The organism is Streptomyces flavofungini, assembly GCF_041028215.1.
GTDB lineage: Bacteria > Actinomycetota > Actinomycetes > Streptomycetales > Streptomycetaceae > Streptomyces > Streptomyces flavofungini_B.
On the sequence record NZ_JASKYR010001134.1, the window covers coordinates 1 to 2,153 of the forward strand.

Sequence of the window (2,153 nt, forward strand, 5' to 3'; positions counted from 1 at the left end):
GTCCACATACGCCCCTGAGGGCGCGCGCTCCGTAAGCCCTGGACGCATTTCCTTGCGCATGCATATAGTGCACGCGCAAGGAAATGCAGCAGCCATGACCAGCGCCATGACCAGCCGTATCCGCATTCAGGGGGTCCCCATGAGCCGCACGTTCCTCTTCGTCCTCGGCAGCGCCCGCAAGGGAGGCAACACCGAGACCCTGGCCCGCAAGGCCGCCGAACAGCTCCCGCCCGACGCCGAGCAGCGCTGGCTGCACCTGTCGGACCTGCCGCTGCCCGACTTCGAGGACCTCCGGCACGACGACAGCCGCCCCCGGGCCCGCCCGCGCCCGGCCGGTGACCACGAGGCGCTGCTCCTCGACGCCACGCTCGAAGCCACCGACATCGTGATCGCCTCGCCGCTGTACTGGTACTCCGTCTCCGCCACCACCAAGCGCTACCTCGACTTCTGGGACGCCTGGCTCGAGATCCCGGAGATCGACTTCAAGGAGAGCCTCAAGGGGCGCACCCTGTGGGGCGTGACGGCGCTCGCCCACCGCGAGGAAGAGGTCGCCGAGCCGCTCATCGGCACGCTCCGCAACACCGCCGCGTTCTTCCCGATGAACTTCGGCGGCGTCCTGCTCGGCAACGGCAGCAAGCCCGGCAACGTACTCGACGACGAGCAGGCCCTGCTCCGCGCCAAGACGTTCTTCGCCCAGGAGCCGGAGCTGGCGCGCTTCCCGTACGACAAGGCCCCGTACGACAAGGCGTAGCCCCGGGGTCAGGCCATGATGTCCTTCGCGCCGAACCTCGCCCATGCCGCCGAGCCGAAGACGGCCGCGTACAGCCCCTGCATCTGGAGGTTCTTGATCAGGTCGTCCCAGTAGACCGGCTCGCGCATCAGGTCCGCGAAGGACAGCCAGTAGTGCGAGAAGAAGTACGGGTGCAGGGCGTGGAGCTGCGGGATCTGGTCGAGGATCTGGACCGTGATCAGCAGCCCGACGGTCGTCGCCATCGCCGCGATCCCGCTGCTGGTCAGCGTCGACACGAACAGGCCGAGCGCCGCGACGCCGACCAGTGACGCGGCCACGACGAGCGCGATCAGCAGGGCCCGGAGCAGCCCCTCGCCGAAGCTCATCCGGGTGCCGGAGATCGTGGTGACCTCGCCGAGCGGGAAGAGCAGGGCACCGGTCACGAGCGCGGAGACGGCGACGACCAGGGTCGCGACCAGGCAGAACGTCAGCGTGGTCGCGTACTTGGCGAGCAGCAGCCGGGTGCGGCCCGCGGGCGCGACCAGGAGATAGCGCAGTGTGCCCGCGTTCGCCTCGCCCGCGACGGCGTCCCCCGCGATCACGCCGATGGCCATCGGCAGGAAGAACGGCAGCGTCGCCGCGAGCGCGGTGAAGACCAGGAACAGGCCGTTGTTGGTGATCTGCGCGATGAAGGCGGGGCCGCCGCCCTCACCGCCCCCGCCGATCGTCGAGCCGTCGCTCGTCTCGATCCTCACCGCGACACCGACCAGGACCGGCACGGCGGCCAGCACCGCGAGCAGCGCGAGGGTCCGCCAGCGACGGAAGGTGATCGCCAGCTCGCTGCGGAAGAGTCCGAGGGTCCACAGGGGGCGCGGCCGCCGCGCCACCGCCCCGCTCACGCCCGCCGCGTCCGTGGGCACCGCCACGCCCGCCACCTCCGAAGGCACCGCCACGCCCGCCACCTCCGAAGGCACCGCCACGCCCGCCACCTCCGAAGGCACCGCCACGCCCGCCACCTCCGAAGGCACCGCCGCGCCGTCCGTGGTCTCATCCCGCGACATCGAACCCCTCCCCCGTCAGCGCCACGAACGCGTCCTCCAGCGAGGCCCGTTCCAGGCCGAAGCCCCGGACGCGGACGCCCGCCTCGACCAGCGCCGCGTTCAGATCGGCCAGGTCCGTGTCGCGGCCCGCGGCGTCCGCGTCCGGGGCTTCGGCCGGGGGGGGGGGGGGGGGGGGGGGGGGGGGGGGGGGGGGGGGGGGGGGGGGGGGGGGGGGGACTCGGGCCGCCTCGCCCGGGTCGGGCGTCGTCACGACGAGCCTGCCGCGCGCGCCCGCCGCGAGCTCGGCCACCGGGCCCTGGGTGATCAGCCGGCCCGTGTCATCACGGCGGCGTGCGTGCAGACCTGCTCGATCTCGTCGAGGA

At 72.5% G+C, this 2,153-nt stretch carries 2 protein-coding genes and 1 pseudogene; 1 reads left to right on the forward strand and 2 read right to left on the reverse strand.

Going from position 1 to position 2,153, the window contains the following annotated elements; all coding sequences use genetic code 11:
* Positions 1 to 139 precede the first annotated feature (139 nt).
* Positions 140 to 751: a flavodoxin family protein gene (locus tag AB8Z36_RS39100; protein WP_369218115.1), complete on the forward strand. Its 612-nt coding sequence runs from the start codon at positions 140 to 142 to the stop codon at positions 749 to 751.
* An 8-nt stretch (positions 752 to 759) separates the two neighbouring features.
* On the opposite strand, the gene AB8Z36_RS39105 is transcribed toward AB8Z36_RS39100, so the two are convergent.
* Together AB8Z36_RS39105 and AB8Z36_RS39110 are read right to left on the reverse strand one after the other, a co-directional pair.
* A complete protein-coding gene (locus AB8Z36_RS39105) occupies positions 760 to 1,791 on the reverse strand; it encodes an ABC transporter permease (RefSeq protein ID WP_369218114.1) in 1,032 nt (343 codons plus the stop codon).
* Positions 1,778 to 2,153: pseudogene (locus AB8Z36_RS39110) on the reverse strand (hypothetical protein); the annotation flags it as partial. The gene AB8Z36_RS39105 and the pseudogene AB8Z36_RS39110, both read right to left, overlap by 14 nt.